The organism is Pseudoalteromonas sp. S4492 (assembly GCF_005886115.1).
GTDB lineage: Bacteria > Pseudomonadota > Gammaproteobacteria > Enterobacterales > Alteromonadaceae > Pseudoalteromonas > Pseudoalteromonas gelatinilytica.
Genome location: NZ_PNCP01000028.1, coordinates 1 through 24,763, shown reverse-complemented (window position 1 = coordinate 24,763; position 24,763 = coordinate 1). Strand labels below are relative to the sequence as shown.

Here is a 24,763-nt window from a genome sequence, read left to right as displayed (position 1 = left end):
TCCTTGAAATTAGTTATTACTTATTGCATTGCCTTTAATAGCAATGTTTCTAGCCGATAGAGTGATATTGGTGGCATCGATAGTTAAATTACCCGCAGCATCAATCTCTAAACTTGCACCACCTTGGCTAAGCTGGATAGAGCCTCGACCTTCGCCTTTGATGGTGATATTTGCCCCGCTAGAGAGGTTCAAATCACCATTTTGCGCTTGAAACTCAAGGTTGCCATCGACCGAGTAGACACTAAAATCTTGCTCACTTTGCAAGTTAAGTTCTTGCGCTGCTTTCAGTTCGCTACTGCCATCAGTCGCTTCGATACGGGTATCGGCATCAGACTTTAATGTTAAGTCAGCCGCAGCCGTTACCTTAATATCACCCTCGCGTGTTTGAACTTGTAGGGTGTTTTCAACACGATTAGTAAAATCGTTGGCAGCGGTAAAAATGGCGTCATTTTCAGCAACAAACTGAAGGTTCTCTTTGGCTGAAATTTTGACGTCACCTTCCACTGATTTGAGTGTTGCTTGATGGGCATTCTCGGTGGCATCTAACAACAATTGGTTTTTATTTTCTTTATTTGCAAGGCTAATTTTTTCTTCACCGCTTTTGTCATCCATGATCAAGCTATGCCCAGCACGGGTAACAAGCTTATTCTCTGTCGGATTTTGGCTGGTAACCGGGTTTGGGCAGCTCTGATTATAAAGCGCGCCTAAAATAATCGGCCTATCTAAGTCGCCATTTTCACCGGTTACTAACACTTCGGTGCCCGTCGTTAACGGAAAATGCATACCATGGCCACTGCCACCATATTGCTGTAGTAAGCGCGTTGGGCGGCTTTCTTGGCCTTCACCGTCTTGGTTAAACGGTAAGCGCACTAAGTAATTGCCATCGTCGTCAACCTCTTGCTCAATGGTGGCATTAAATGTTGCAAATACACGACGTGCAGGAGACAGCTCAGCTCTAAACTCAACGGATGCAGGCAATAAATAGGCTTGGTTTTTATAGGTTAACCCTTTAACTTGCGAGCCATATTCTACTGCCGCAGATTGGCTGCCTTTGTGATCAACACGCGTAATTAAATACAGCCCTTTATGATCAGGGTGGTCATACACTGTCAACAACATACCGGGTCTTAAGGCACGGCAATCAGTATCAATAATTAATTGTTCACGCTGACAATCAAAGGCTTGTTGACGTACTTTAGCCAGCGAATTACCTATATTGGCATTAGGAAAGTTATCTGCATAATGACTATCATCACCAAACCCTGGGTAACTGGTATTATTTGCGGTCGACACATTTAAGTTACCTTGGGCTTTGTAGTTGTAATCATTAAGCGACACACTTTGTGGATGCAGCTGTGCTTTACGGCTTATTGCAAAAATGGTTTCGCTATTTCGAACTTGCCCTGATGGCGGCACATAGCTCAGGCTTACATCATCACATAAGGACGAAAAGTCTTTACTGCTATTACATACTTTGAAGGTGCAATCACCCCCTGTTTGCTCTACAAAACCATACACAAAGCCATACTTACGCATCAAACGCGTAACAAACTCATAGTCTGTTTCGTTGTATTGAACCGTCATTTCAAGGGTTGGGCCCGACGCTTGAATACTAAACTTTTGCATTGGAAAACCAGCTTTAGTAAATACGCTTTTTACTATGGCAGCTGGATCCATCATGGTGAAAACACGGTTAGAGTGTTGGTGCTTCAACAAGGTTAAATAAGAACTCATGGTCAGCGTATAGTGATAACCCTGATGGCTTTGCCCATGTGCAGTAAAAGCACTGATGATCCCAGAAATCGTGCGGTCGCTCATTGACCACACTAAATTGAGCTTGGCATCTTTACCTAACAGCATCTCGGCACTGAGGTGCTCTTGACTTAACACTTGAATAGAAAAAGCAAAGTCTTCACATAGGCTGTCATTGCTTGATTCAAAATCGGTCACCGAAACCATGCCATCCGGTAACCCTTGCACGCTGACACTAAAATGACTGGTGTTGGCTTTTAGTTCATTTAGGCTATCCATGAATCCCATTGTTCAAATCCTTTATGCTTGGTCCGCAAAGGTTGCGGTAATTTCATCATTCTCATCAACAGCTAGAGTGAGAATATCTGGCATGTCATCCTCTGCCATAAACTCTAAAATTGATTTCGCAATGCCTGGCAATATTTGCTGCTCTATCACCGCATTTACCATGCGCGCACCACTGTCTGATAACTGGCACTGTTCGGTCAGTTTGTTAAGTACGGTTTCATCAACACGTAGCTGCATTTTGTGATTATTCGCTAAACGCTTGGCAATACCGTCTAGTTTCAAACTGACAATAGATTGCAGTGCCTCTTTATCGAGCGCTAAATAAGGAATAACTTGCATACGCGCTAAAAGTGCCGGAGCAAAAAATTGCAGTAACTGCGGCTTAATTAGCTCTGTTAGTACTGTAATTGAAGGAACTTGCCATGGGCTGCCGTCTTCATTCAAAGGGGCTTGTTCATTATTCAATGCTGCGTTGATTTGGTCTTGATTTTCAATGTCGGCATGTTCATCGTCAGTCGGTTCAGTTAAATCAATGACATTAGGTGGCGTGCAAGCATCAATAAGCTCAGCAGATCCTAAGTTTGAGGTCATGATGATCACGGTATTTTTAAAATCGATTTCGCGACCTTCGCCATCGCGCATACTGCCACGCTCAAAAACTTGGTAGAACATGTTTAGTACATCTTTATGTGCTTTTTCTACTTCATCGAGTAAAATTACCGAGTACGGACGCTGCCTAACAGCTTCTGTTAATACCCCGCCTTCGCCGTAGCCAACGTATCCCGGTGGCGAACCTTTAAGCTGCGATACTGTATGCGCTTCTTGATACTCGCTCATGTTTATGGTGGTTAAAAACTTTTCACCACCAAATAGTTGCTTAGCTAAACATCGTGCTGTTTCGGTTTTACCCACCCCAGAAGGGCCAGCTAATAAAAACACGCCAAGCGGCCCATACTCATTGCTTATACCTGCCTTACTTACACGCAATGTTTGGGCAATTTTCGCAATGCCTGACTGCTGACCGATCACTTCTTGGCTTATGGCTTTTTCAAGGGTAATCAAATTGCTTATTTGGTCTTTCACCATCGCGCCAACAGGTACGCCTGTCCACTGAGAAATAATTTGCGCGACGGCATCGGCATCAACTTCACTGTAAAGGCCATTATCTTGGGTGTTCTGTTCTTTTAGCGTTTGTCGTAAGTTAAGTAACACAGAGCTATCTAATTCATTTTGCGAATTAGCTTGCTTAAACTCATTGATTTGGCCTAATGTCGAAATTTGTGACTCACGCGCGCTCGTCAATGTTGCTAAGTTGCTCTGCGCTGCATTTAGTTCTTGTTGTAAGTGCAGCAATTTGTCCATATCAACCGCCAAACCTTGCTCGCTTTCTGCTGCAATGCTTTGGATACGTGTTTCAAGGTAATTAATGTGCTCACGCTCAGCTTCAATGGCTGCAGGATCAGTCGCAAACGACATTCGAACTCTTGCCGCAGCGGTATCTAGCACATCAATGGCTTTATCTGGTAGTTGACGACCCGTGATATAACGTGACGACAAGACCACTGCAGCTTCTATAGCATCATCAGTTATTTGAATGTTGTGATGTTGTTGATACTTATCTTTCAAACCCGCTAACATTAGTTGAGCTGCTTGCTCCGTTGGCTCATCTACTTTAATAAGTTGAAAACGGCGCTCAAGTGCAGCATCTCGCTCAAAGTATTTTTTGTATTCACTCCACGTGGTTGCAGCGACTGTGCGTAACTCACCTCGGGCAAGCGCAGGCTTTAGCAAGTTAGCCGCATCACTCATACCAGCATCGCCACCAGCACCAATTAATGTGTGGGCTTCATCAATAAACATGATGATAGGGGTGGTTGAGTTTTTTACTTCATCGATCACAGTTTTTAAACGGCGTTCAAATTCACCTTTAACCCCTGCACCGGCTTGCAATAGGCCCATATCTAACACCAGTAATCGTACACCTTTAAGATCATCAGGAACCTGACCATCAACAATACGCTGAGCAAATCCTTCAACTACTGCCGTTTTACCTACCCCTGGCTCACCCACTAAAATTGGATTGTTTTTACGACGACGGCAAAGCACATCAACCATCATGCGAATTTCGTCATTGCGACCAAGCACTGGGTCAATTTTGCCTTGTTTCGCTTTCTCGGTAAGGTCTTCACAATACTCATCAAGAGCACCACCTTGACCACTTTGCTGCTCAGCAGCAGTATGCTGAGCACTTTGTTTTGCCTGTGGATTTAATCGCTCACTTGAGTTTTGGCAAAGCTTATCGAGGTTTTCAGCCATAAAACGGGCGTCAATTTTTTCAAGTAACGCAGGCAATTGCAGCACAGGGCTGTATGGCAATAACTCAGTTAAAGCATCAATCAACGCAGCACCAGTGATCCAGTCACTTTTGTGCTGCACATTTGCACTTAACCAAGCTCGCTCAAGCCATTCATAAAGTCGACGAGAAAAAACAGGCTTACTCTGGTTACCCGCAGGTTGGCGGTTTAAAAAGTCGAGCAGCTCATGCCACACTGCGTCTTGATTAATATTAAAAAAGTGAAAAATATGCTCTAAATCGCCGTTACTACCTTCTTCCATCAACTTAATTAATAAATGTTCAGGTAACACTTCATAGTGACTACGACTGCTTGCAAACCCTGCCGCTGACTCAAGTGCTGTTGCAGTATGGCCATTTAGTTTGTCGATAAGCTGCTTTATGCCTTTTGCATCCATGTTGTTTTCCTTAAATCCTGATTACTTTTAATGTTGATATTGTTGATGTGTGTAACTGTGCACGCTGATATTTGCTTCAGCGCATCCTAAATAAGAGTTGTGACCGAGTAGCAAATCGTTTTGCCCTAAGGCTTGCTCTGTTACTGCTTGATTAGCCACCTTAATTTGACAAATCCATTGCACATTACTAGGTAAATGAGTGCTTAACATGGCAGCCATTTTCTTGCCTTGTGAGTGCTGAGGATTAAGCGCTATCGCGGTATCAGAATCCACAGGACCAATCACTATGGTCAGTACGCTACCACTGACTAATACGCGCTCGCCAAGAACCGCTGACTCGCCTAACACCATCTGTTGATCTTGACCAAATGAACTTGGCGAGTCTATTTGTTGCCAATTTGCACGGGTGTCATCCACAGTCAGTTGCTCAACCTCTAGTGAGTGGCGAAGTAATTGCGCTAAACCCGCAGCGCTGGTTTGTTTTAAACTGGCGATACCGCACTGAACTTTTTGCTCAGTTTTGGTTGATAAGATGGCTTCGATTAAATGGTCGAATTGCTCTGCACCACGGCCTTCAACATTGATGTGCGACTTTTTCCATGCTTGAAACAATTGGCAATAAAGCACATGATTAAACATGTCTAAAAACTGCCTTACTCGGCCCCCACTTTCTTGATCACTTGCCGCCTGCTCGAGTAAATAATGTGGCATAGGTGCATCTACACCATACAAGCCTAAAAATGATGTCGACAAACTTAATCGGCCACGGCCAAGGTTATCTAATTCACAGCTGCGAACATCCGTGGCAGGAAAGCCAAGTTCTTTATAAGGCTTAAAGATAACTCGCTCGCTAATCCCTTTTTCAAGTTCTAAAGGGGTTGCCCAATGTTTTTCAATTAGGCTCATCGCCTTAAACAAATTAAACTGCCAAGGAGCTGCAATCAGCTTTTCTATTGGTTCAGGTAACTTTGCCCAAACAGGGTGATTTATTGACTCGTGCATATTCATAACTGATAACTCTTGCCCGGTTCAATTTCCCAGCAGTGGGTTTTATAACTTGGAATCGCATTGACTCGGGTCTGCACGCTCTCGTTAATTGGCGCATACATTAGAAAGAACTGATGCAGCATATTGCAAAAGTGGTATAAGTCGGCATCACAAACAAATTTGCTTTCATCAATATCAATCAGTACATCAACACCTTTAATAAAAATGCCACGCTTAATTTGACTAATCGGTGTTGCGGTAATTTTTTGAATGCTATCAATACGTAATCGGTTTTCAGCTTTTTGTGACCAATCAAATAATACCAGTAAGCGTTTTAATTCGGTGACTTGTGTAATCTGTGAAAACTTCACATTTAATAGGCTTATCAACTGCCAATGCTTTGGTTGTTCAGGGCATGGCAAATAGTTAGTCGGGCGAATTACATTTTCTACATTGGCAATGCTTGGCATATCTGGGCCGCCAATGTTTAAATCGCCCTCTTGGAGTAACTGCCTTGGCCAACCAGCATTAAAAACGGTTAAATCAACCGATAAGGTTTCTTTTTCTTCTTCAAGGTTAAATGGCAGCTGTAAATAGTGGCACGGCGCAGCCCCGCCCACATCTTTCGTTAAAACGGTAAACAGTTTCTTTTCGTCTTCAAATACGCTTTGATATCTGGGGGTGTAATCATACGATTTGCCACTTAACGAGTTGCGTCCTTTAACCTCATTAACGGTGTAACTGAAGATATGATCTGTTCTGTTTTGATCAGCGGTGATCATATAATCAGTGCGGTTTGACTCTATGCGTATTGGCTCTGCAGGTTGTGCAAACAAATTAATAGCTGGCACGCAATTGAGTAAAATATTATCGCGGCTTAATTGATGACCCGGCGGTAATTTACTACTGCCTCTAAACACTAGCTCAAATCGATCAATATGCTCAGGTAAGGTCAGATCTTTTAAACCATCAAAGCGCATAAAGTAAAAACGGTCTTTCGCGTTAAAGTAGTCTAACAGCAGCGCATAGCCCGGATGGCTTTGTTCTGCATGCGGTAATAAAGCGCCATCTATATCTAAATAAGTAGCACTACAACCTTTTACTTTTAACTTTTTATTATGTTCAAAATGCGAGGGGCCAAAATCAAGCTCTGTAAACTGCTCTGCTGTTTTTAAAAGCTTAAACAAAGAACTACATAAAGGCGTATCACCACGTAAGTAAAACTGTAAATTTGCAAGGTCGTAATTTTTGCGCTCACCTTGGCAAACAAAACGTAGGCCAATACGTAGCTCAGACCCTAAATGCGACTCTTGATAACGCACATGCTCAACATCAAGAGGACTAACTTGTAGGTCGTGCGTTGTTGTAAAGGTGATATGTTTTTTATCAACCACTGACTTATCAGCGCTTAGCGTCAGCCCTTTTTCAATAAGATGTGATTTTTGCATTGCTAGCTTAGGGCTAAACTTTACAACCGTGCTTGATGGGTAATAGCTCAATAATATAGGGCATAGCTGACGCAGCACTTGCTCTGAGACCTCAGGAACAGACTCATCTAAACGCTTTTGCGTATGCGCAGTTAAATAGGCAACACCTTCTAGTAGTCGTTCAATATGGGGGTCACGATCTTTTAGCGCATCGATATTTAACATGCCTGCGTGCTCAGGGTAATGCTGAGCAAACTGTTTGCCGGCTTGGGTTAATAAGCGCATTTGTGCATCAAAATACTGTTGCATTGAACTATCCTTTTACGCTGAATTAATCAAACTGCTTGGCATGCTCTGCCACATCGGCTTTACCACCCGACTCAAATCGGGTGTTAAGTTTGATACATTGTCCTGAGGTTAAAAATGCTTGTATATCAAGCCTAATCACGCAATTTTCTTCACGAATTTCCATAGGAATGACATTGGCATAGCGAACTCGTGGCTCGTATTTTTCTATCAATTTTTTAACTTCAAACGCCAAGGTGTGCTGTGAATACGGAAGGCCCTCGTAGATATCTTCGACATCAGGCAACCCATAATCGGCCAAATGTTTTAACACGCCACGACGCGCATTAAGTAATTCATTTAGATGTTTGCAGACACTGTTTTGCTCATCAGTTTGAAAACCTTGATGACCATTTCGTGTGACTGGTTGAGTTAAAAAATCGAATAACGCCATAAACTTACCTCTAAGAAAAGGATATGCTTTCGCATATCCTTTAATTTTGCTGACTTATCGACCTTCAGTCCAAGAGTCAGAGAACTCGATGTTGCCATCAAGGTAAGTCCACGTAATGCGCTTATAACGTAGGCTAACTGTTTCAAGGTGCGGGTAACGCTCCTTGTCTAAGTCTTTTACGTTATGCATTGTTGGTAGAATTGAGGTGATTTTTACATCTTCCAACTTGTGGCAGAAATATTCACGCTCGGTCCCTGTGTCATCAATACGGTACCATTTAAGCTCAAGTTGCTTAAGTGTTTGACCGTTTGAGCACGCTTTGTACAGGTATGGTGTTGCTGCATCAACCGCTTTTGTAATAACAAAAGGTTCGTGCTTACGAGTACCTGTTAATTCGCCTGTGTCGTTATCTGTAGGAATGCGAAGTTCATGATCAAAGTGTAGGATCTCAATTGAACCTTCACGCTCTGCAACAGTTACAGAACCTTTGATGTCATTACCTTGGTCATCCTTTAACCACATATACGCTGGAATTGCCATTTCATTATTCTCCTTTTAGAATGAATTGTTTCCTGTTTAATGGCATAGGCATAAACAACCTTGTTTATGCCCCCCAAAAAGCCCGATGCTTCATGCCACTGGGGAACATGTCCCAAGTTGGCTGCAACCAACTTGGGGCCATTCTTTTACACCAACCAGCTACTCACCAAATTGACGTCTTTACACAGCCTGCTTAAATCCGTTTCATCGGCGGCTTGGCAGTTCATTTTTCGCCAGGCATTTGCCCAACAAGCGCAAGGCGAACATCAATACCTTCAACTTGGAAGTGCGGCACAATGTAAGTGCTCACGCGGTAATAACCTGGGTTACCTGGGATCTCAGATACCGTTACTTTTGCATCTTTGAGCGGGTGTGTTGCAATTAACGACTCATCTGGGTTATTCATCTTCGTTACCAACGCACCAAGCCAATCGTTTAGCTGCTGCTCTAGCTCATGACGAGGTTTGCTCGAACCAATATTTTCACGCTGCAATACTTTTAAGTAGTGAGCAATACGCGATACTAAGAAGATATAAGGTAAACGCGAGTTAATACGGGCGTTTGCAGTTGCTTCAGCTGTTTCAAGTACTTGCGGTTTCTGGGCACTATTTGCCGAGAAGAAACACGCAAAGTCAGAGTTTTTGTAATAGCTAAGAGGAATAAAGCCTTGGTTAGCAAACTCAAGCTCTTTGGTCTCTGAGATAAGCACTTCTGTAGGGATTTTAGTTTCAGAGCCCTTACCAGCTTCAAATGAATGCAAAGGTAGATTTTCAACTTTACCACCTGATTGCGGGCCGCGAATATTCACCGACCAGCCATTATCATGGAAACTACGAATAATATTGGCAGCAAATGCAAATGTTGCATTACCCCATAAATAGCGCTCGTGATGCTGACTGTTCACATCTTCTTGGTAGTTAAAGTTACGAATTGGGTTTGTTTCACCATACGGTAAACGTAGTAAGAAACGCGGGAAAGCAAGACCAATATAACGAGAGTCTTCTGACTCGCGGAAGTTTTTCCAACGTAAGAATTCAGCACGCTCCATATAAGAGCCAATATCTTGAATTTTAGATACTTCGTCTAATGACTCTTTTAAGAAGAACTTAGGACCTACGCTGCCCATAAATGGACAATGCGCCGCTGCCGAAACGCGCGAGATTTCTTGGAGTAGTGAAACGTCTGGCGCTGAGCAATCAAACTCAAAGTTAGACACCATAGTCGATACAGGTTCGCCCCCAGGGGTATCATAATCTGATGTGTAAACATGCTTATATAACGCTGATTGTGTTGTATCTGGCGCTTCTTCAAAATCATCACGCAATGTTTCTTTATCAACATCGAGCATTTCAATTTTAATATTCGCGTTATTTGGCGTGCGGTTAATTAAATAACGCAGTGAACGCCACGCTGATTCTACTTTTTGAAAATCAGGGTGATGTAAAATTTGATCCAACTGCTGCGAAATAATGGTGTCTACTTTTGCAATATAATCATCAAGCAACAGCTTATCGATGCGAGTTACCGCTTCGCCACTGGTACCCGCCATATCTAAAAAGACATTAATAGCGGCAGTAAGGCGCTCATTCGCACGTGTTTCTGCTAGATTACCTGCATCTCTAAATGTATCTAACTTGATTTCATCGCCTACAGGGGCAATATCAACCATGTTACATAAGTTTTCATAAGTTGATAATGGCGCTTGCTCTACCGTGTGAGCAGCTACATTTAATTGTTCTTGCATTGACATAGCGGCGTCCTTATTCCGTCACAGGTTGTTTTTCGTCTTCAGAAGCAAGCGGCGCTATTTCATCTAGCTTCGCTTTTAGCTCATCAAGTTCTGGTTGGTTTTGTAAAACACGTTCCAACTCTTTTCTAAGTGATGAGTTATCAAGAAGGTTTGACTTCAAGTCACGTAACAAATTACGCATTGCCATCATTTTGTTTAATTCAGGCACCTGTGCAGCAACCTGCTCTGGATCAAACGATTTAAATGAATCAAACTGCAAATTAACATTGATATCACCGTCGCCTTTAATCTTATTTGCCACCTGAAAGTTCGCTTTTGGCGCGATATCTTTCAGTACTTGCTCAATGTTATTTTTATTGATCGTCACGCGTTCGCGCTCAGCAAGTTCTTGGCTATTCTGACCATTAGAATAGTCACCAATAACCAGCATTTTTAAAGGCAATTCGCTTTTTTGTGATGCCCCATCAGTATCAAGCTCTAACGATATGTTGATCCGAGCTCGTGGGATCTCTTTTTGAAATGTATCTGTCATGTTTCTTCCTTTGCAGTTTGTTTGTCTAACGACTAAATTCCAATTAGGCGTGTTACACCCACGCTATTGCTTGAGCCGGGTTTGTAACCATCATTCGCTGACTAATTTGCTTAGCAGCTAAACTCATGTCATCACTCTCTGTCTGAGACAAATTGGCGTAACATTGCTTGGCGAAACGCCATACTTCCATGCAAAACTGTTGTTGCCACTTCGCTAATTGATAAGTTTCAATTTGCTCGAGTAATTCGGTTAAAATTGCCAATGCGTGCTCATAATGTTCTGCTTTAAGTAACAACTTAGCTTTAAGCAATTGACTTTGAGCTTGGTCGAATCCAGTTGGCGTACTTAATTGTGCAACCAAGCTAAGGGCTGCACTTAACTGCCCTTTTGCAACTTGCTCGCTTAAGGCTATGTAATGCTCGTCAAATGGATTTGCTTGCACTTGAGTTGTTTCATTTTGCGAAGCATGTGAATTGGCAATGTCTAATAACGCTTCTTTGTTCTGTGGGCTGCATAACCCCGAACCATCGTCATATTTTAAATTGGTTAATAACGGAAATTGACTGACTAAAGAGACTAGCTGTTGCTCTAACCACTGTACTAATTTTGCTTTATTTAGCTGTTTCAGCGCTGACAAAGTAAGCATTTGCAGATTCAAATTAAACTGCATAGCGCCTTCCATAAACAAACCCTCAGCAAGTAACAATGCTTGCTCTGCTTGTTCAGTTGCCAGTGCGTTTTCAATGGGGGCGAAGGCAGCCGCACGCGGTGCTGGCAGTCTTGTTTTGCCATTTTCATTGGCAGGTAACGCTAATCCAGACCAACGTGCTGCACGCGAGAGCTTTAACACCCGTTCAATGTTGTTTTGTTCTTTATCAAAATTAAGCAGCTCACGAATTGCTGCTAGGTAAGCACTATCGCTGGCAATGTCAGCCACTTTAGGTGCAGTGGTCACTGGTTTTGCCTGAACAACTTGTTGCGCTACGGGCTCAGTCGTTGGCTCGCTGACCACTTTTGTCTGGTGTGTTTCAGGCTCTGCTTTAACTTCTGGTTCTGGCTTAGCGACAGGATTGCGAATTACTTGCTCTTTTACCCACTCATTCAGAGTTGATAAAGGCCCTGAGTCAGCATCAAGTACAGGCACTGAAACCTGATTATATTCAGCTAACACAGTCTCTAATTCAGCCCATTGCTCAGGGCTAGATGATTGAGCTTGGGCGATTCCTTTTAAGCGTTCTTGCTGCTGTAAAAACCACGTGTTAACCGCACAACGCATACGTGCTTTTAAAGGGTGAACCTGTTCACTAAACTGGCTTAATAGTTGATTAAACAGTTTTAAAGAATGAGTTAAACCCACCACGCCAAACTCACTGGTAGCCGCAAGGCACAAGTAGCTCACTATACGTAAATCTTTACTTTGGTTTTGCAAAAGATCGGTGGCTTGAATAAACATGACTTTAAAATCAACTTCGCCCACACCTGACGATGAAGCTTTAAGTGCTTTAAAGGTTTCTTCGTATTTTAGATCTTCACCACACGCTAGCCCCGAAAGTGGCTTACTAAGCTCTTCAAGCCACAGCTCCCAGCTGTTATGGGTATGCGGATTAACTACACTCATGCTTTGCACCACCTTCTGAGCGCATCGTAAACACTCACATTGTCCATATCAGCAAAATTAAGGCTGTATTCGCTCGGCACTTTGTCTAGTGACAGATTTACTAAATCAATAATGTCTTTTGACTTATCCTCAGCAAGCCACACTGAACCAAAATAAGAGGCCGGTACAGGGCGGCAAAACACCGTTAGGCTCGGTTGTGAGCTTTCATTTCCTAGCTGGTAAAAGAACCAAGGTTGCCAATTATGATCGGCAACGATCGAAGCAATTAAATGTAGCCAAAAACCTGCAACTAGGGCACTTTCGTGACTAAAGTGTGGCATGGGTAGACGAATACCAAATTGTGTACGTAGGCAACCTCTATTCGCAATCGACTTTAATACCGCTGAAAGCTCTTCAATTAAAACCGCTCGGTGATGAATGTCGTTGATCCCTAAATGCTGCCAAACCACACTCATCGGAATACTGCGTAATTTATCAAGCTCTTGATTTAGATTTGGCTGCTGCTTTAATGCATCAGCCACTTTACTATACGATTTAGCTTGCTCAGCCATCGCATCAATTGAATGTGCTTCAACGATGCGCTGATTAACCCCTAATAGGTGCTCAATAACATGACTTGCATATAAAAATAGAAAAGCAGGGTGACGTTTGTAAGTCTCAAGTCCGCTATGGATAAACGAACTAAACGGGTAAAAACGACCACTGCTATCAGTGCTTGGCTGTAAAACACCTAACAAACTACTGTCGTCACTATTACCAGATACAAAAAATAACGAAGAAACACCATTTAATGCAGTTGTTTTACCGCCAATAACACCTCGGTTTATATGCGCGAAACCTTCTTGCAACCAATGGTCTAGTGCTACTGATTCCCTAGAAGATATATTTAACTTTACAAAGTCAGGCCTAACAGGTGTTTTACCCATGTACCCATAGGTAAACTGCTTAACCAGCGTTGGCGACTTTTTCTTGGTGAACAAATTAAACATACTTGCCCCTATTGAACCGAGGCTCTACTTGCTTGCGCAAGTTGTGGCTTAGGTGCAAACAACGAATTAGGCAATGCAAAAGAGGTCAACATGTACTTTGAAAAAATACCGCTATTGCGACCAGACTTTAATGAGAACTGGACTGTTAAACTTTGCTCTGATTTATCAACTAATTCCCAGGTAGCAAGAAACTCTGTACCCTTAATCCATTTCACATTTGCTTCGTTAAGTACTTTTAATAAAGCCCATGGACCATCTTGCTCAATAGTGACTCTTCGTCCGGCGTTATCTAAACCATACAAAATAGCTTTTTCTGCTGCGCCTCTTCCTGGCCATGAGAAATTACGCCACTCTTCCGGTTCATTTCTATAACGATAACCTTGCTCAGAGAAACCTAAATACGTTTCGCGAATGCCTTTTTGTGGAACAGGCATCATTTGGAAGTTAAAACCAGCCGCGTCTGAGCCGTTCAAGAATAAAGAGCGTGTTACTTTATTTGCTTTTGTTAAACCGTCTAATAACTCTTGATTAAAGCCAATCCCCACACCGTTCCATTGCTTTTCTTCCCATACACCTCGGCGTACTTTCATGAAAGGTTTAAGTTGGCTATTAATAAAGTTCCAAAGCACCCCAGTTTCACTATTTAAGAACTCAGAAACATCGGCAATAGCAGCATCAGGGCCAGTCAAATTGAATGGGTACTTGCCAGCAATGCTGTTGCTATACATGGTATAAACTTGGTTTTCCCACTCTTCATTTAACTGGCTACGTGCTTTTGCCATGATACTTGCAATACCTGACTGCAATGGCGCTTTGAATAGCACGTCAAGCGTGTCTTTTGTTTCTGGGTCTAGCGCTCGAGTTTGGCTTTCTATAATGATCCAAGACGATTGCAATGCATTATCTTGGCTATTTCCAGACAATAAGTCTTGTACAAACACCATTGCTTGCGCATCATCTTCATTGCTAGCAGCCATCGCTTTTATATCTGAGTGAATGCTGCTCAAAGAACTAATGTACTGACTCATATAATCAGACATCTGCTTATCTTCATCATGCTGCGAGAAGCGACGCAAGTCAGCAAAACGCGTTTCAAGTTCAGGGGCTCTAACAGTACTAACTTGAGAAAAATCAGGGCGCTCTGCAACTTGTTTTGCTAACTTTCCTTTGGCCACTTTTTTAGCCGCCGTATCTGTTGCACCAGAAAGAATGGTCGCTATTTTGTCGTTGTTTGCACTTACAGCAGATGGTTTATCTGCAACAACGATGTTGTCATTCACCAACGTCATCAGATCAATGAGTGGTCCATCAGTAGACGAAAGGCGAGCAAAATTAATACTGGCATCATTTAAATCCCTAAAAGTAGGCACTTTTATACTGTTCAAAAACGCAAACCATGTATTGCCATAGTCTTTGAAGTAATAACTACGCATTGCTTTTGCCAGTGCATCAGCTTGCGCTTCATCAACCGCATTTTGACCGCTTTCATTACTTGTGCCCATTACCCAATCACCAGAGAATACCAGTCGAGAAATACGTTTAATTTCTGGATAAACATATTCTTGCCAACCTGCATTGGTATACACATAAGGAATGCTAAAGTTGCTTTTCAGTACATCGCGATTTTTCGCAGCCATAAACTGTTTAAGCTGAATCGCTTTTTTACGCTCAGCAAAGCTACTAATAATTTGTTGATATAGAGGTTCGGCTTCTGGTTGTGTGTTCAGGCTATTTCTTGCATTCAGTACAGCCGTTTCATTATTTTGCCAAAATAAAATTTCACCTGGGTTTTCTAGATCTGTGCTTATGTTCGCTAAATATAAATCAACTAAATCGTTTAATTGTGAGGTGATCGGTGAGTCAGCTTGAGCATCAATCTCAATGTTAAAGTGCTGGCTAATAAAACTAAGTATCTGCTGCTTGGCAAACTCATTGTCTTTGTGTTCAGGGTGAGCACTTAACATCAGATGTAATTTCAAAGCATCGTAATATGCCTGACGACTTGCTGCGCGAGCATCGGCATCATCTGCTGACCAAATAGCTTCAAACTCTTTCAGCTGCGCAAGCGTTTGTTTTTCTGCAGGAAGGGTGATCAACTGATTTAATTGATTAAACAAAACCTGCGAAACACTAGTTAGAGTTTCGTCACCCTCGTAAATGCCAAAAATGAAATACCATGGCAACTGCTTTTCATAATTATTAAGCGATTGATAATGTTCAAATAAATCAAGCGTAGCTGCAAGTTTTTGCTCATCTTTTGCTTTATTTACATTCGCTTCTACAATCGCTTTTACACGGGCTTCACCTTGATTCAACAACAACTGGTTACTGGTATATGAAGTAATGAGTAATGCTGTCACGGCGGCAATACTTGCCAAACCTGAAGTCACTGTTAAACCTTTTAACCAGCGGCCAACCAAGCGCTTTTTGCGGTTACCACGAGTTAGGTCTTGCAACTTGAAAATCACATCATTAAAAACACGATTGATAAAGTAGCTTTGCGTAATGCTTTCTTGTTTTTGCTCAACAACGACAGCACCAAATTGATCCCTTACCCCATTCGTAATACGTTCAATTGGTGTGCCCTCTTGCGTGCCAGAGGTAAAATATACACCAGCAAACCAAGGAACCTCTTGATACGGGTTGGCTTTAAATAACAAGTTTACAAACTCAGTCAACTTTGTTGATGCTGACTTAAATTGATTCGGGAAATCTAAAATTAACTGCTTACGGTGTTCATTACGTTCGCGAGCAACCTTGCTCAAACGTTGCTCACAAAGGCGTTGGTATAACTCCTCCATGCGCACTTCAAACATTTCAGCCGGATCATTTTGTTGATCTTCACTAATATCTAGTAAATAAGCACCAAACACTTGCTCGCGTTCTTTTTCTGTTAAGTCATTAAAAAATGGCTCAAAGCCGCTGATCAAGTCTGTTTTGGTGAAGGTTATATAAACCGGGAAGATCACCCCAAGTTGAGTAATAAGCTCTTCAATACGCTCACGAACTAATTTTACGTGTTGACGAATTTCTTCACTGTCTGAGGTTAAAACATCTGCAACACTAATCGCGACCATCACACCATTAATAGGCAGTTTAGGACGATATTTTTTGAGCAAGCTTAAAAAAGATAACCACTCTTTGTTTTCAGATTGCTCTGTTGTGTAACGCCCTGCGGTATCGATCAGAATTGCTTGATCTGAAAACCACCAGTCACAGTTACGCGTGCCACCAAAACCTTGGATGTGCAGTTCATTTGAATTTGAGTATGGAAAATGCAAGCCAGAGTTAGCAAATAATGTACTCTTTCCAGTGGCTGAAGGACCAATGATCATATACCAAGGTAGTGCATACAAAGCTGTATTACCACGGTATCCTGCGCCAAGATGGGAAGCTTTTAACGAGCTTAATGCTTCTTGCATCTTTTCTTTTATTTCATCAAGTTCAGCACTTGAACCCGCATTATGGCTCGCAAGTTCAGAGGCTAGCTTATCGCCCGAACGCTTTGTCCATAACCAACGGATAAAAATAAAAACGATAAAAACAGCTGTTACCGCAGCCATCGCGATAAGCTTTTTATCTGTCGTGTCTAAACCAACGATTCGGCCAGCAAACCAAATAATACTGAGCACAGCAATTAAGCCAATTAACTGCCCTGTTGCTCTTGATGACACTAAGCCCAGTAAAAAGTGCACTAGGCCGCTTTTGTTCACTCTTCCTTGCATTACTTTTCCTATCGAGTCTCGTTGGTTTTACTTAATTGCGTAAGTACTTCTACTTGATTATCTATACGTTGGCTGCTCTGAGTTGCTTGCTTGTTAATAACAAAATGAAAACCAGCAAAAAGCGAAACAATCGATGCCAAGCAAATTGATAAAATCACCCAATAAGGAATGTTTCGGCCTACCTTCATTGCAAACCCTTCAAGTGGCGCGCCATTATCAGATAGTTGCCCTCGTGGAGTACCGCGTACATCTTCTATTTGCGCACGTACATCAACAATTAAGGCTTTAAGTTGCTCAATTCCTTTCACTTTGTAGATACCCTCAAAGCCAAGTTGCAAACAAATGTAATACACTTCTAATGCTGCAAACTTTGGCTCACCACCGGTACGAAGTTTTGCTAATCGCTCAAAAAACTCTTCACCCGCGCGATTATTACCAAAAAACTCAAGCTGTAAGGGTCTCGACATCCAATCCATTCGAAAATGCGCGCCAGAGCTCATTACAAATTCATCACACATTGCAGTCAGGGCAAACTTAACTTCTTGCATAACACTGGTTGTTACTTGCTGGGTATAACAATTACGTTCAAACTCATCAAAACTCGTAAGTAACTGCTCTCGAAAATCGTTTAGTTCAAGATCTGTCGATTGCTTTAACTTTAAAGGGGCAAGCGCGTTTATCACTGGCGCAATACAGGCGATTAGATCAAGTTCGTTTTTTGCTTCTTGCATTGTCTTGCGTCCTAATTTCTTGCCACTGTAACGATTTCGACTTGCGCCGCTTGTAAGCCAAATGGAATAAATAAACTAAGCGATTGCTCTTCGATAATTTGCTGCCAAATAAAACCATGAGCCTCTAAACGAAAGTATTCATAGCCACTTTTGATAGCTAGTTTATTAGGTGGTCGCTGACAATGTGTTAACTGCACGCCCGCAAGAGCCGATGCAATCATAATTTCGAGCTTTTCAGTGGCGCCAACTTTGACCTGATCACTAAACGTATCAATCCACTTGGTATCTTCAGATTCAAAGTAAACGGCCAAGTAGAAGTCGTTATTATCAAAAATGGCAGAATCAATGGTGGCAACCTGATAAATGGCGTTCGATACTTTCTCAAGTTTAAGACCTGCCATTTTCTTAGGAACAACACCCTCAAGTAATTTACTCAATAAAATATCTAAGGTGCCGAAGACATGAGTCAATTGCTTATGCTGATAAGGCGGGATTTGACTTACTAAATCACTGTGCTCGAACATCGACACAGAGCTAATTAAGTCAACAAGCTCGCAATATAATCGCTCTGGATGAACTAGTTGCAAACTTTTTAAATGGTCTAAGCGTTTTGCTGATGGTGCCATTGCATTTAACAGCAAAAAGCTATTCATTTCGTTAGGTCCAAAATCAGTAACTGAACCAAAGTTCTTTCTGCGACCAAGCAACACGTTCACTTTTGCATTTACCAAGTTCGCCGTTCTATTAAGCAACTCGGTTAAATAAAACGAGGCTTGTATCGTTAATAATGGCGGCACAAACTCTTTGCTGACTTTAAACGAACCGTCTTCAGCGCGCATAATTTTGATACAAGCAAGCGTATCAAAATACGTTTTTACATCGTTATCTGTCAGCAAAATATAATTAGGTTGTGCAATTAACACTTCACGGTTTCTTGCTGCATCGTGGTGATCACTAAACTCAATGTAATCTGCTTGATAGGCACTGAGTTGGCCACTAGTTGCATAACCTTCAATGTCGCTGACAACTTTATTTGCAGCAATCGCTAAATACACAGTGACTTCATCTGTATCGGCAGCTAATTCAAGCTTTAGTTCTTCGTGATGTTGACGATCAAATTCAAGTAAACGCCCATTTTCAAGAATCGCTTTAAAGCTGATCACCTTTAAAATACCGCGAGCGAGTGCTGATTCATCAATAGTGAGGTGGTGCAAACCAAAGGCCAATGGCGAAATCAAGCCTTGTCTAACAATCTGATTTTGCTCATGGTAGTCATCAAATAACTGAAAATGCTGCTGTGCTAGCAACACGCCTTCAGCCCATACAGGTTTCATTGGCCCTTTAATGTTCATTACTCAGCCTCGTCTTCATCTGGTAATTGAACTTCGTTGTTTGTAATCAATACATCTAACGATGTAGATAATTTAACGGGCCCGTCACCGAGCGGGTAGAACGTTTTCCATTTATCACCTTGGCGATCTCTAAAAAGGGCGACAATGGCAACAAAACGCGCATTTTCTGCTTGTTCAAATTCTATTTTTGTTTTCTCAGCGGGGTTAATTGTTTTTTCTTCTACGGTGATCAACGTATTTGACAGAACTGACTTATCTGATTTCCACAAATCTTCAAACGTAGCTGTTTTAAAGCTCTGTATATCCGAAAGTTGATACACTCTGAGTACCACAGGCAAAGCTTCATCAAATTGGTTCAAATTAAGATTATCTGTCGCAGTGATATCTAGCTCTACATTTGTACTCATACATGCTGTTAAAGACATAAACAAAGTAATTAGCACTGCCTTTTTAATTGCAAAACGCATTCAAAACCCCATTGATTTATTAGATTAATTAATTTTTACAAAGAACTTCTTCGTAAACAGGACAGATTACTCGATTAAATCGCATTGATGCGCAATCGGACCATTTATGACTATTGAATATTTTAGGAAAAATACCTGAACGTTTATTTTCTTGATTATCAACAGCCAGAGACTTAATAACCACATCATCTACAGAAGATATTATTTTTGTATTTAGTACAATCAACTCATCAATATAAGCACTAATATCTTCTTTAATTAAAATGATTTTACCTTCATTTTTAGGTGGACTATTCAGGAAAAAGAAAAACTGATCGATCACCGACGCTGAAAACACTCGATGTGCTGGAATACCGGTCTGATCAAGTAAGGAAGAGATACTTTTAGTAAGAGACCAAGCCAAAAAATAAAAGTTATCGACTTGATTTATAAATAATTTTTTATCCACAAAATCATCCTTGATTAACCAAAAAAAGTACAAAGCCATGTCATACTTTTGGTACATTAGTCCTTAAAACGGGGGCATAATACAAACATCCTTTCAAAAAAGTCAACTCAATACAGCTCAAAAATAAAACTAATTTCGAATTAATATAAAAACTAATAAAAACGTATTAATTGGAATTTAATGGCATTATGAACAAAATTATGACGCAATTATTACGATTACAATTATTCTATTGAATATTGATTAATAAGTGTGTATTTTCCCCTTTCTTGCTACAAGACTTAGTTAAAAAAGGACAAGGATGTGTCTAATTCTCGACTATTAATTGATGTAAATAACATAACCCTAAATGTCACTCAGGTAGATGGTGTTGAGCAATTAAATCAAGGGTTTGAGTTTATTCTCATTGGTGAATCCAGCCAGCAAATTCTTTTAGAGCATCTGCTTTTACAAAGCGCATTAATTACATTCGTTAATAAAGATAATTTTTTTCGCCACCTAGCAGGGATCATTTTTGAGTGTGACAATTTAGGTACATTCAAAGGTAAATATCGATATAAAATAGTTATTAAAGATAGATTGAGTACATTAAAAAACATTACAAAAAGTAAGGTTTTTATTGGCGTTAATTTAAAAGATGTTATTTTTTATTTAGCAGGCCAAGCTGGCTACTCTCCAGGGCAAATTGATTTTCGTGTCGGCTCGTCATTGCCAGCGCTTCCACAGTGTGTGCAAGCAATGGAAACCAACTGGCATTTTCTACAACGCATACTAACCCAATTTGGCTTGTTTATTTGGTTTGAAACAAAAAATAACATTGAACTGTTAGTGATCAGTGATAGTAACTTAAACAGCCCATATTTGCAGCGCGGTGTTGTATCAGTCAAAAACTCGGCCGGTATGAATAACGATGAAAATACCGCTTATGTTGGCTTTTTTAACAGCCAAGTACATCATTCTATTTACAATGATCGCACTGACTGCGTGGCCCATGGACAATATTTAAAGGTCGCAAGTAACAGTCAATCTTACTTTGAACCATGCGCATCAACACCCAGTGCCGCCTCATTACAAGCGCAAGATTTCAGTAACGCGTTAGCCTCTCTTAATAAAACAACGCAACTAGTGGGTAATGTATGTGATTTATTTGCGGGTAGCTCAGTTGCAATTGACGATCAAACCGGCACGGGCAGTAGTGCTGATTTACTGTGTGTTAGCGTGTATCACAGCAGTGAACAACCTAATGACGAAAATAGTCACCAAGGTTTAACACGCTATAGTTGTAAAGCCCAATTTATCGAACGTGGTACGCCTTTTAAAGCCAAACCTTTGCCACATCAAGCCAAACCTATGGTCTTTCCGGCTAAGGTAGAGTCTTTAACGACTTCTAGTTTCATTGATGATTTAGGTTGCTACCGTGTGCGAACTGATTTTGACACAACAGCAAGGCCAATTGCGCAATCAAGCCAAGCAATTCAGCAACTTGCTTTATACGCATGTCAAAACCAACCTCAGGCCACTGGCTGGCACTTCCCCCTTGTTGGTGGTTCTGAGGTACTTATTGGCTGTATAAATAACGACCCCAACAACACGTTTTTAATGGGCTTTGCGATGAGTGAATCGCAGCCAAGCGTTGTCACCGCTGCAAATAATACGCAAAACAGGCTGGTCAGTGCAGCGCAAAACGAGCTGCAGTTTGATGATGACAAGCAAGCACCTAAAATCATTTTACAAACCTTAGCCGGTGAGCACTATCTTGAGCTCAATGCCAAAAAATCAGGCCGCCAATTTATAGAATGGATAAGCCAGCTCGGCACCATTAACTTACATGCAGGTAAAGACCTCTGCCTAACAACTGAGAACGACAACATTCAGTTTGTGATTAAAAATAATCAGTTTATTGATGTTAAAAACAATGTTTCGCTCAGCACTCAAAACCGCGATATCAACATGCAAAGTGCAGGTAGCCAAGCATGGCAAGGAAAAAACACCCTCATTGAATCTCGTCAAGCACTGTCGATGGTAAGTGGTCGCTCAGTTAAAGCTTTTGCGCAAAGCGATATTCAGCTTAAAACTAGCTCAAGTGACTTAACTATTTCGGCCCCCAATGGCTCAACATTTTTGCAAACTAACCAGTCAATCGCGATTACAGGCTCAGGCCGTGGTGATTTAATTCTCCATAACGAAGGCGGCGAAATTAAACTCGACAGTCAAGGAAATGTTGAGATTATTGCCACCGATGTACTCACCCTCGATGGCACATTTATAAATTTTGATGGCCCCGTTGATTACGATATTGAAAGCCCAAGTACAGCGCGTGCACAAAGCCTTAATGTGAGTCGTGCGCCTGCTATTTCATCATTTGATTTGGCTGATAGCTCACTCGATTCTACTACACTATGCACACTAGACTTAAGCTATTGCTACCTAGATGGCAGTGCTGAAGACAATATTCGTTACTCGCTTATCGATAGCCTTGGCCATGAGCACACCGGCTCACTCAGTAATGGCAAAGCGCAACTAGCCAACGTGCCGCAAGGTCAAAGTCAGGTTCGTTTTATTGCTTCATCTGATGACGACGAACAGCGATTAGTTGCACTGCGTAATGAGTTTAAGCAGACCCTAGAAGCAATGCTAAATGAAGTTCGACAAAAAGCGGCCATTGAAGATGCCTTGTTTGAACAAGAAAGCCTATTTAACCAATACATGATAGAGCTAGGTGCAAATGCCACTGGTTTTTATCAAGGTGCAAAGTCACTTATTGAGGGCGTAGCAGACCTGATCGTACTCGGTATTGATATTAATATAAGTGTGTACTCTGCTTGCTTTAGAATTATAGAAGCCATTGCTCGCGGTGATAAAGAAGCCGTTAAATATGAGCTAGAAACAATTGTTTCTTTCTCACAAAAATCAGCCCAATCACTTACTCAAGCATGTGAGTTACTTTACATTCTACTTGATGATGAACAAACCCGCTTGGCGCTAGCGCGTTTCCCTTACGAGTATATTGATGCCCACTCACACGTAGAGCAAGAACGATTAACAGGTATTTTGGCATTTGAGGTCGTATTAGCACTGCTCACAGGTGGCGTGGGTGCGGCCGCTTCACTGGCAAGTAAATCACGGTATTTAGCAAAAGCAAATAAAGCACTGACTCAGATTGCCGAAATTGTTAAACGCAGGCAGCTAAATAAACAGTTATCACACGCTGTGACGGCTGAACATCCGACTGTTTCAGCCAAAATAACCAAACCAGATACACAGTTACAGCCAAGTAAAAACCACGCTGTGGCGACGCATGTATCAGCAAAAGACCATGCTGAATATTTATTACTCACTGAATTATCTGACGATATGCGCGGCAATTACCGCGCATATACCAACGGTGAAGGTAAAGTCATTATTAGCCGCCTTGATGGCAAAAAGCCCCCTAAATTACGTTACGAAAATGGTAATTTAGTACCCGTGTCGGACCAAATAAATGTGTTTAACAAAATAGCGCAAAAATTAAAGATAAATCATGCTAATTTAAGTGACAACGTTAAACAGCGACTCAAACAGTTTGAAGCTGCACGCAATCAAGCTGTCGCCAAGCGTGATGCCGCACTTCTTGCCGGAAACGCCACTGCATTAAAAGAAGCGCAAAGTGCCATGCGCTTAGCCAGTGAAGCGCTGGGCGAAGAAGCCGCGCGCATTTATGTGAAACAAAATTACCCAGATGCCACACCACTGGCAAGCAAACTCCCCGGCAAAGGCAAACAAGGCCAATTTGACCAAGTGTATATAACAGAAGACGGTAAAGTATTAATTATCGAAGCCAAAGGCGGTAATGCCAGTTGGGGTAGTCGGAGTGCTGGTAAAGATAGAGCCCAGCAAGGCTCTGAAAAGTATATGAATTCGATAATTGACAATTACACTTCTAAGCTTGATACGCTAACAAAAGACCCACGCTACATAGCAGGCGATGAAGATTTTGTGAAAGAGGTTGAGGGCATTCAAGATATGCTGGATGAGTTTAACATTGCAAAAAGAAGGCAGAATATTGAATATATTGGGGTTCAACAAAAAGCCAATGATGCAGGGCTTATCGAAGTTATTGACGTATCGATTTTTGATATAGGATTTTAAGGAATAAATAAAATGATTGAGAGCCATTACAGCTTTGCACAAGTAAGCTACGACCGAACCATAAAGCTATATAATAGATTGCAAGTCGATGAAATTGAAATGATACAGAAAAACCCTGGGTATCAAATGCACTTTAGCTTTAATACAAACTTAATCAACACATTCCCCATGGAAGCGATTCAAAACCCTAATAGCTACCATGCTTGGCTCTATGTTATTCGCGCTTCGCAATTAGGACATGGTATTTTCCAAAGCAATGCCCATGACGGCCAACCTTTCCCTTTCTTTTACGATGATGAATATTTAGAAGTAACTGGTAAACGCGACCCTGAACATGCTGAGCACCCCGTGTGGCTACTTGCTTTGTACAGCAGTATTATTGCCCGTAACCATGATGCCATCGCTTACTTAACGGCCATCGACAATGATGTGTTTAAAACAGCTAATTATGGTAATCAACTGAGACCCTTTGATTATGCACTGTCTGACTTACTCAAAGGGTTATTTAACCCTAGTGCCGACTTAGCCCCTTTAATCGA

The 24,763-nt window shown here is 41.5% G+C and carries 16 protein-coding genes and 1 pseudogene; 2 read left to right on the top strand and 15 right to left on the bottom strand.

Features of this window, described 5'->3' with window-relative positions; translation table 11 throughout:
• Positions 1 to 9 precede the first annotated feature (9 nt).
• From CWC28_RS08680 to CWC28_RS08610, 15 genes are all read right to left on the bottom strand, one after another.
• Entirely contained in the window at positions 10 to 2,031 is a 2,022-nt protein-coding gene (locus tag CWC28_RS08680; RefSeq protein ID WP_171038299.1) for a type VI secretion system Vgr family protein, read from the bottom strand.
• Positions 2,032 to 2,052: 21 nt separating this feature from the next.
• Positions 2,053 to 4,791 carry a type VI secretion system ATPase TssH gene (gene tssH, locus CWC28_RS08675; protein ID WP_138624992.1) on the bottom strand — a complete coding sequence of 913 codons (2,739 nt, stop codon included), beginning with the start codon at positions 4,789 to 4,791 and terminating at the stop codon, positions 2,053 to 2,055.
• Positions 4,792 to 4,818: 27 nt separating this feature from the next.
• The gene (tssG, locus tag CWC28_RS08670) at positions 4,819 to 5,799 is read right to left on the bottom strand and encodes a type VI secretion system baseplate subunit TssG (protein ID WP_063704436.1); all 981 of its coding nucleotides are present in this window, start codon (positions 5,797 to 5,799) and stop codon (positions 4,819 to 4,821) included.
• Entirely contained in the window at positions 5,796 to 7,514 is a 1,719-nt protein-coding gene (gene tssF / locus CWC28_RS08665) for a type VI secretion system baseplate subunit TssF (protein ID WP_055197340.1), read from the bottom strand. The genes tssG and tssF overlap by 4 nt, the downstream gene beginning before the upstream one ends.
• Positions 7,515 to 7,536: 22 nt before the next feature.
• Complete coding sequence (gene tssE, locus CWC28_RS08660) at positions 7,537 to 7,944, bottom strand: type VI secretion system baseplate subunit TssE (RefSeq protein WP_054554066.1); 408 nt, start codon at positions 7,942 to 7,944, stop codon at positions 7,537 to 7,539.
• 54 nt (positions 7,945 to 7,998) lie between these two features.
• Positions 7,999 to 8,484, bottom strand: coding sequence for an Hcp family type VI secretion system effector (locus CWC28_RS08655; RefSeq protein WP_054554067.1), 486 nt, complete (start codon positions 8,482 to 8,484; stop codon positions 7,999 to 8,001).
• Between the two features lie 223 nt (positions 8,485 to 8,707).
• Entirely contained in the window at positions 8,708 to 10,234 is a 1,527-nt protein-coding gene (tssC, locus tag CWC28_RS08650; protein WP_063704429.1) for a type VI secretion system contractile sheath large subunit, read from the bottom strand.
• A 10-nt stretch (positions 10,235 to 10,244) separates the two neighbouring features.
• A complete protein-coding gene (gene tssB, locus CWC28_RS08645) occupies positions 10,245 to 10,766 on the bottom strand; it encodes a type VI secretion system contractile sheath small subunit (RefSeq protein ID WP_054554071.1) in 522 nt (173 codons plus the stop codon).
• Between the two features lie 52 nt (positions 10,767 to 10,818).
• Positions 10,819 to 12,384, bottom strand: coding sequence for a TssA family type VI secretion system protein (locus CWC28_RS08640; protein ID WP_138624991.1), 1,566 nt, complete (start codon positions 12,382 to 12,384; stop codon positions 10,819 to 10,821).
• The gene (gene tagF / locus CWC28_RS08635) at positions 12,381 to 13,373 is read right to left on the bottom strand and encodes a type VI secretion system-associated protein TagF (protein ID WP_055197346.1); all 993 of its coding nucleotides are present in this window, start codon (positions 13,371 to 13,373) and stop codon (positions 12,381 to 12,383) included. The genes CWC28_RS08640 and tagF overlap by 4 nt, the downstream gene beginning before the upstream one ends.
• 8 nt (positions 13,374 to 13,381) lie before the next feature.
• Positions 13,382 to 17,098 (bottom strand): type VI secretion system membrane subunit TssM, encoded by a 3,717-nt coding sequence (tssM, locus tag CWC28_RS08630; protein ID WP_138624990.1) that lies wholly within the window; start codon positions 17,096 to 17,098, stop codon positions 13,382 to 13,384.
• A gap of 8 nt (positions 17,099 to 17,106) precedes the next feature.
• Entirely contained in the window at positions 17,107 to 17,829 is a 723-nt protein-coding gene (gene icmH, locus CWC28_RS08625) for a type IVB secretion system protein IcmH/DotU (protein WP_054554075.1), read from the bottom strand.
• 11 nt (positions 17,830 to 17,840) lie between these two features.
• On the bottom strand, positions 17,841 to 19,181 hold the full coding sequence (gene tssK / locus CWC28_RS08620) for a type VI secretion system baseplate subunit TssK (RefSeq protein WP_063704423.1): 1,341 nt from the start codon (positions 19,179 to 19,181) through the stop codon (positions 17,841 to 17,843).
• Positions 19,181 to 19,648, bottom strand: coding sequence for a type VI secretion system lipoprotein TssJ (tssJ, locus tag CWC28_RS08615; RefSeq protein WP_082389302.1), 468 nt, complete (start codon positions 19,646 to 19,648; stop codon positions 19,181 to 19,183). Before tssJ ends, tssK begins: the two co-directional genes overlap by 1 nt.
• A gap of 28 nt (positions 19,649 to 19,676) precedes the next feature.
• Positions 19,677 to 20,096, bottom strand: a complete 420-nt coding sequence (locus tag CWC28_RS08610) for a hypothetical protein (RefSeq protein WP_055197462.1) — start codon at positions 20,094 to 20,096, stop codon at positions 19,677 to 19,679.
• Between the two features lie 303 nt (positions 20,097 to 20,399).
• Here CWC28_RS08610 and CWC28_RS08605 point away from each other — a divergent pair, with 303 nt between their 5' ends.
• Together CWC28_RS08605 and CWC28_RS08600 are read left to right on the top strand one after the other, a co-directional pair.
• Entirely contained in the window at positions 20,400 to 24,224 is a 3,825-nt protein-coding gene (locus CWC28_RS08605) for a contractile injection system protein, VgrG/Pvc8 family (protein ID WP_138624989.1), read from the top strand.
• Between the two features lie 12 nt (positions 24,225 to 24,236).
• Positions 24,237 to 24,763: pseudogene (locus CWC28_RS08600) on the top strand (immunity 49 family protein); the annotation flags it as partial.